This is a genomic window from Mycobacterium sp. SMC-17, assembly GCF_045310915.1.
Lineage (GTDB): Bacteria > Actinomycetota > Actinomycetes > Mycobacteriales > Mycobacteriaceae > Mycobacterium.
This window is the reverse complement of the sequence record NZ_JBJIAK010000046.1, coordinates 42,824-49,562: the sequence shown is the minus strand read 5'-3', so window position 1 is coordinate 49,562 and position 6,739 is coordinate 42,824. Positions and strand designations below refer to the sequence as shown.

Sequence of the window (6,739 nt, the reverse complement as noted above, 5' to 3'; positions counted from 1 at the left end):
CACCCGACCCACCCGGGTCGCAGTTCAACGTAACCGTCACAACATCACGAAATAACTGCAACTACGAACTTAAGGAAAACCCATGACCACCCTCACCACCCCCACCCGCGTCCGGTCCGACCGCCTGCTGCGGCTGGCCCTGCGTGCCGATGCCCTCATCAGCGGCACCGGTGGCGTCATCCTGGCGGCCGCGGCCGGCGCCATCGCATCGGAGTCCGGCATTCCGCAGCCGGCCGTCTATGTCCTCGCCACGGTGCTCGTCGTCTACGGCGTCGGCGTCTACGGGTTCTCGACCATGGCAGCGGTGCGTCGTCCCGGTATCGCGGTGGCGATCGCCAATGTGGTCTTCACCATCGCCGCGGTGCTGGCCGTGGTCGACGACGTCTGGCCGCTGACGACGACGGGCGTGGCCATGATGATCGTCAGCGCCGTCTACACCCTGGCGATGGCGGAACTGCAGTACCAGGGCGTCCGCCGCGCCTGATCACCCGGGGATTTGTGCACGATTTTCCGCGCCCACCGCGGAAAATCGTGCACAAATCCCTGTCTAGAGATGTCTAGAGCTTGCGAAGGCGCAGCCGGTTGATCGAGTGGTCGGCGTCTTTGCGCAGCACCAGCGTGGCGCGGGGCCGGGTCGGCAGGATGTTGTGGATCAGGTTGGGCAGGTTGATCGACTGCCAGATGTCGCGGGCGGCGAAGATGGCCTGCTCGTCGGTCAACGTCGAGTAGTGGTGGAAGTGCGATTGCGGGTTGGCGAAGGCGCCCGCCCGCATCGCGAGGAACCGCGACACGTACCACTGCTCGATGTCCTCGATGCGGGCGTCGACGTATACCGAGAAGTCGAACAGGTCCGAGATCATCAGGGCCGGCCCGGTCTGCAGGACGTTGAGGCCCTCGATGATCAGGATGTCGGGGTGCCGAACGACGACCTTCTCGCCGGGCACGATGTCGTAGATCAGGTGCGAGTACACCGGGGCCGACGCCTGGTCGGCGCCCGACTTGACCGCGGTGACGAATCGCATCAGCGCGCGGCGGTCGTAGCTTTCGGGAAAGCCCTTGCGGTGCATGATCTTTCGCCGCATGAGCTCGGCATTCGGGTATAGGAAACCGTCGGTCGTGACGAGGTCGACGCGCGGGTGGTGGCCGAACCGGGCCAGCAGTGCCTGCAGCACACGCGCGGTGGTCGACTTGCCGACGGCGACGCTGCCGGCCACGCCGATGATGAACGGCACCGGGCGGTCGGGATTCTGCTGTGGTTCGCCGAGGAACTCAGCCGTCGCGGCGAAGAGGCGCTGCCGGGCGGCGACCTGCAGGTGGATCAGACGGGCCAGTGGCAGGTAGACCTCTTCGACTTCCAGCAGGTCGAGCTGCTCGCCCATACCGCGCAGGCCCAGCAGCTCATGAGCTGTGAGTTTGAGGGGAGTCGCCATACGCAGCGCGCGCCATTGGCGCCTGTCGAACTCGACGTAGGGACTCGGCTCGCTCGGCCGCGGCATGTGCTCAGTCTTGCAGTCATTGCCGGGCGATGAACGCGGGGGTACCGGCTAACGTGGGCGGGTATGAGCACTGGGCATACCTCGATGCCGGTTCCCGACACCGCCGCCGATGCCTTGATCCGTGAATATCTGCTGCTCGGTCTGCGGTTCGACCGCATCGAGGAGGGCTACGTCGACTCGTTCACGGGCGACCCGGCGCTGCGCAAGCAGGTCGCCGACGAATCCGCGCCGGACCCCGCGACGCTGGCCCGGCAGGCCCGCCGGTTGCACGGCGAGGTCGACGGGTCCGGGCTGGACCCGCAGCGGGCGGATTACCTGAAGGCACATCTGCGGGCCCTGGACTGCGCGGGTCGCAAGTTCGCGGGGGAGGACGTCGGCTTCGTCGACGAGGTCCGTGACTACTTCGATGTCGACATCGCCAAGGGCGACGACGACAAGTACCGCGAGGCGCATCGCCTGCTCGACGAGGCGCTCGGTGGCAGCGGCCCGCTGGTCGAGCGCATGCAGGCGCACCGCTCCGGCGAGGAGATTCCGCCCGAGCGACTCGAGGAGTGCATCCACGCTTTCTCGTCCGCGCTGCGCGACCGGGTCCGCGCCGACTTCCCGCTGCCGGACAGCGAGACCATCAACTACGAGATCGTCACCGACAAGCCGTGGTCGGGCTTCAACTACTACGAGGGCAATTACCGGTCCACGGTCGCGGTCAACGCCGACCTCAAGCAGCAGATGTCGAACCTGCCGCGGCTCGTCGCGCACGAGTCGTACCCGGGTCACCACACCGAGCACTGCCGTAAAGAAGCCGGCCTCGTCGAGCTGGGCGGCCAGGCCGAGCAGACGATCTTCCTGGTCAACACACCGCAATGCCTGATGGCCGAGGGGCTCGCGGACCTGGCGCTGTACGCCGCCATCGGACCGGACTGGGGTGCGTGGGCGTCGGAGATCTACCAGGACCTCGGACTGCGCTTCGACGGCGAACGCGCCGAAGCGATCTCGACGGCGAGTGCCGCGCTGGCCGACGTCCGCCAGGACGCCGCGCTGATGCTGCACGACGAACACCGCGACACCGATGAGGTGGTCGTCTTCCTGCAGCGCTGGCTGCTGACCAGCCCGGAGCGGGCCCGGCAGTCCATGCGGTTCCTGTCGTCGCCGCTGTGGCGCGCGTACACGTCGACCTACGTCGAGGGGTACCGGTTGCTGCGGGGCTGGCTCGACGCGCGGCCCGCCGACGTCAGCCTCACCGCGCGGTTCGGCCGCCTGCTCGACGAGCCGCTGATCCCGTCGTCCCTGCGGAACTAGCCCGGTAGCCCTGGCGCGAGTGTGCGTGTCTGCAGACGACACACGGTGCGGCGTGTGCAGTTTGCGGACGGTCGCGGCCGACGGGCGTGCGCCGGTGGCCGGTTGGGGTCACAAACACCCGCCTATTAGGCTGAACGCATGACCGCAGACGCTTCCGTGTCCAAGTCCGGCCTGGGTGCCGGCTACGCCGCCACCGCCAGCGAGGCCTACCAGGCGGCGCTGCGGGTCATCGAGCAGGTCGAGCCGCGGGTTGCCGACGCGACCCGCAAAGAGCTTGAGGATCAACGTAGTTCGCTGAAGCTGATCGCCAGCGAGAACTACGCGTCGCCCGCCGTGCTGCTGACGATGGGCACCTGGTTCTCCGACAAGTACGCCGAGGGCACGGTCGGGCACCGGTTCTACGCGGCCTGCCAGAACGTCGACACCGTCGAGGCCCTGGCCGCCGAGCACGCCCGCGAGCTCTTCGGCGCGCCGTACGCCTACGCGCAGCCGCACTCGGGCATCGACGCCAACCTGGTCGCGTTCTGGGCCATCCTGGCCACCCGCATCGAGGCCCCCGGCCTGGCCGAGCTCGGCGCCAAGCACGTCAACGACCTGTCCGAAGCGGACTGGGAGAAGCTGCGCAACAAGCTGGGCAACCAGCGTCTGCTGGGCATGTCGCTGGACACCGGCGGCCACCTGACCCACGGCTTCCGGCCGAACATCTCCGGCAAGATGTTCCACCAGCGCAGCTACGGCACCGACCCGGCGACCGGTCTGATCGACTACGACGCCGTCGCCGCCGCGGCCCGCGAGTTCAAGCCGCTGGTGCTGGTCGCCGGCTACTCGGCCTACCCGCGCCGCGTGAACTTCGCCAAGATGCGCGAGATCGCCGACGAGGTCGGCGCCACCCTGATGGTCGACATGGCGCACTTCGCCGGCCTGGTCGCGGGCAAGGTGTTCACCGGCGACGAGAACCCCGTGCCGCACGCCCACGTCACCACCACGACGACGCACAAGTCGCTGCGCGGTCCGCGCGGTGGCCTGGTCCTGGCGACCGAGGAATACGCCCCGGCCGTCGACAAGGGCTGCCCGATGGTGCTCGGCGGCCCGCTGTCGCACGTCATGGCCGCCAAGGCCGTCGCGCTCGCCGAGGCCCGGCAGCCTGAGTTCCAGACCTATGCGCAGAACGTCGCCGACAACGCCAAGGCGCTGGCTGACGGCTTCCTCAAGCGCGGCGCGACGCTGGTCACCGGCGGCACCGACAACCACCTGGTGCTGCTCGACGTGCAGTCGTTCGGGCTGACGGGCCGGCAGGCCGAGTCGGCGCTGTTGGACGCCGGTGTGGTCACCAACCGCAACTCGATCCCGAACGACCCGAACGGCGCCTGGTACTCCAGCGGCATCCGCTTCGGCACCCCGGCGCTGACCACGCGTGGCTTCGGCGCCGACGAGTTCGACAAGGTCGCCGAGCTGGTGGTCGACGTGCTGTCGAACACCCAGCCGACCGCCGCGTCGACCGGCCCGTCCAAGGCCAAGTACACGCTGGCCGACGGCACCGCTGACCGCGTCCGCGCGGCGTCGGCCGAGATGCTCGACGCCAACCCGCTGTACCCGGGTCTGACGCTTTGACGTTCTGACATCGAAAGTGGGGCCTATGACCGCAAAGTCGCGAGATTTTTGGTCGTAGGCACCACGTTCGTGGGGTACTGGCTAACAATTGCGCTTGAGAACCCGCCCCCTGCAGCTCCGCATCGGCTAGCGTCCTCAGCGGGCACGCGCAATGCCGTGTCTCCTGCACTGAAGGGGGCTTGGCGTTGGCTTTCTTGTTTCCCGTCGTCATTCTGCTCGTGATGGTCGGGGTCGCCGTGATTGCTATGGCGCCCGGGCGGAAAGAGCTCCCGCCGACCGCGCAGGCAAAGCCGGTCGGTCCCTTCGTCGCCCTCGCATTGTTGTCGATTCCGGGCGCCGTCGCGGTCATCGCCGGCATCAACTCTGTAGCTAGTCAGGGCGGCTACGAGATGCGGACGAGAGGCAACGCGGTCGCCATCGTGATCGCGGCGGTCCTCGTAATCGGCTCGTTCGTCGCGCTGATCCGCCGCGCCGGCTACAACGGCGCGGTCCGGCGTGCGCAGGCACGCGTCGCCATCGCGGCCCCGCTCGGCTACACCCCTGAGGGCCAACCCATCTACCCGGTCGTCGGCTACACCCCGGACGGCAGCCCGGTCACCGCCGACAGGGCGCCGGGAGTTCGGGCTCCGGGTGCCGCCGGCACGAACGGCTTGGCCACGGCCGCGTTGATCTGCGCCTTTTTCGTGCCGGTGGTGGGCGCGATCCTCGGCTTCGTGGCGCGATCCCAGATCGCCCGGACCGGCCAGGACGGGAGTGGACTGGCCTTGGCGGCGATCATCATCGGTCTGGTTCTGACGATTGCCAACGTGGCGATCGTTCTTGTGATGTTCAAAGGGCTGCACGGCTGACGGCGTTCGCCGATTCGAGGGTGCTGGGTGCCGGAAACCAGGTGTGCGCGGTGCACACCTCGGTAGCCTGAGCTGCGGCCGAGGAGGTGGCAGATGGGCAGTCAGGCGCTGGCCGCGATCATCGAGTACTTCGCCCGGGACAAGGACGCTTTCGTCGCGGGTGTGATCGCCGAGATCCTGGCCGCGGTGCCCGAGCTCAGCGACCCGTCGTTCCACGAGATCGTCGCTGTCAACGCCACGGAGAGCCTCGATCTCTTCCTCGACGTTCTGGCGAACGGGATTGACCCGCAGAGCATCTCGCCGTCGAGCCTCGCCATCGCCAACGTCGAGCGGGCGGTGACCGACGGCGTCCCGCTGTCCGCGATCCTGAAGGCCTACCGGGTCGGGCATGGCCGGATGCTGAGCGCCTGTCTGGCGGAGATGCCGGCCACTGCACCCGGGGTGGCCGAGGCGATGATCGAGGTGGTGAATCTCAGCGGGTCCCATAACGGCCGGGTCACCGAGCAGATCACCGCGCTGTACGAGGACCGGCTGACGCAACGCGTCCGCACCGACGAAGCGATCCGGCGGCAGTGGATCACCCGACTCCTCAATGACGCCGAACCCGATGTGGCGCAAGCGGAATCGGCGCTCGGGTACCGGTTGTCGGGAAGTCACCTCGCAGTCGAGGCATGGGCTGACGACGCCGCTGCGGCCGACGCGCTGCCCAAAGTGGTGACGGTCCTGCGTCAGGTGCTGCCGGGCGTCGACGACGTCCTCGTCGCCGGCGGCGAATCGCAACAGCGCATCTGGTTACGGCTGCCGGTGACCGCCCGCACGGACCACGATGAACTCGCAAAACGGTTGTGCATCAACGGGTTACGCGTCACTGTCGGCCGGCGTGGGGATGGGCTCGACGGTTTCCGCTCGACAGCGCGCACGGCGGCGCGGGTCAAGGAGCTGGCCTTGTCGGCACCCCATGCGCCACAGGTCGTGCTCTTCGGCGACGTCGCGTCGGTCGCGTTGCTGGCGGACGAGCCGGCCGACCTCGCGGCGTTCGTCGCCGCCGTCCTCGGCTCGTTGGCGGACGACGACGCGCGGTGCGAGCAGCTACGCGAGACCCTCCGGGCCTTCCTGGCCGCCAACTGCAGCTACACCGAGACCGCGAAGCGCACGATGTTCCACCGCAACACCGTCTATCTCAGGGTTCAGCAGGCCGTCGACCAATACGGCCTGCGCCTCGACGCCGACACCCTGACCGTCGCGCTGGCCCTCGAGATTTGCCACTGGTACGGCGGGCGGGTGCTTGCGCCGGTTTCCTAAGCTCACGACGAGGTGATGTGCATTTTGCACATGCCGGCCCGAAAACCCTGGTCTGAGCACCCATTGGTTCAGCACAGCGATCGCTCATATCGTGACGTGGACGACAATTTCGTCGAGCTGTTCACCACATCACACCCCGGGCGTTCGCGCTGAGTCAGCCAACCCGGGCAGACCCATCACGAAGGG

General features: G+C 68.0%; 6 protein-coding genes. 5 read left to right on the top strand and 1 reads right to left on the bottom strand.

The features are described from left to right. Positions 1 to 82 precede the first annotated feature (82 nt). Positions 83 to 484 carry a hypothetical protein gene (locus ACJH7A_RS23870; protein WP_406802819.1) on the top strand — a complete coding sequence of 134 codons (402 nt, stop codon included), beginning with the start codon at positions 83 to 85 and terminating at the stop codon, positions 482 to 484. Between the two features lie 73 nt (positions 485 to 557). Here ACJH7A_RS23870 and coaA read toward each other — a convergent pair whose 3' ends face one another. Continuing rightward, a complete protein-coding gene (coaA, locus tag ACJH7A_RS23865) occupies positions 558 to 1,496 on the bottom strand; it encodes a type I pantothenate kinase (RefSeq protein ID WP_029104715.1) in 939 nt (312 codons plus the stop codon). A 63-nt stretch (positions 1,497 to 1,559) separates the two neighbouring features. Between coaA and ACJH7A_RS23860 the strand changes: the two genes are divergently transcribed. From ACJH7A_RS23860 to ACJH7A_RS23845, 4 genes are all read left to right on the top strand, one after another. Then, positions 1,560 to 2,792 carry a DUF885 domain-containing protein gene (locus ACJH7A_RS23860; RefSeq protein WP_406802818.1) on the top strand — a complete coding sequence of 411 codons (1,233 nt, stop codon included), beginning with the start codon at positions 1,560 to 1,562 and terminating at the stop codon, positions 2,790 to 2,792. A 138-nt stretch (positions 2,793 to 2,930) separates the two neighbouring features. Then, positions 2,931 to 4,403 carry a glycine hydroxymethyltransferase gene (locus ACJH7A_RS23855; RefSeq protein WP_406802817.1) on the top strand — a complete coding sequence of 491 codons (1,473 nt, stop codon included), beginning with the start codon at positions 2,931 to 2,933 and terminating at the stop codon, positions 4,401 to 4,403. Positions 4,404 to 4,588: 185 nt separating this feature from the next. Further along, positions 4,589 to 5,251 (top strand): DUF4190 domain-containing protein, encoded by a 663-nt coding sequence (locus ACJH7A_RS23850; protein ID WP_406802816.1) that lies wholly within the window; start codon positions 4,589 to 4,591, stop codon positions 5,249 to 5,251. A 93-nt stretch (positions 5,252 to 5,344) separates the two neighbouring features. Further along, positions 5,345 to 6,553, top strand: a complete 1,209-nt coding sequence (locus tag ACJH7A_RS23845; protein WP_406802815.1) for a PucR family transcriptional regulator — start codon at positions 5,345 to 5,347, stop codon at positions 6,551 to 6,553. Positions 6,554 to 6,739 lie beyond the last annotated feature (186 nt).

Bases quoted from the DNA above. Each gene is read 5' to 3' on its own strand.
- ACJH7A_RS23870 (WP_406802819.1), top strand. From the start codon at position 83: ATGACCACCCTCACCACCCCCACCCGCGTCCGGTCCGACCGCCTGCTG.
- coaA (WP_029104715.1), bottom strand. From the start codon at position 1,496: ATGCCGCGGCCGAGCGAGCCGAGTCCCTACGTCGAGTTCGACAGGCGC.
- ACJH7A_RS23860 (WP_406802818.1), top strand. From the start codon at position 1,560: ATGAGCACTGGGCATACCTCGATGCCGGTTCCCGACACCGCCGCCGAT.
- ACJH7A_RS23855 (WP_406802817.1), top strand. From the start codon at position 2,931: ATGACCGCAGACGCTTCCGTGTCCAAGTCCGGCCTGGGTGCCGGCTAC.
- ACJH7A_RS23845 (WP_406802815.1), top strand. From the start codon at position 5,345: ATGGGCAGTCAGGCGCTGGCCGCGATCATCGAGTACTTCGCCCGGGAC.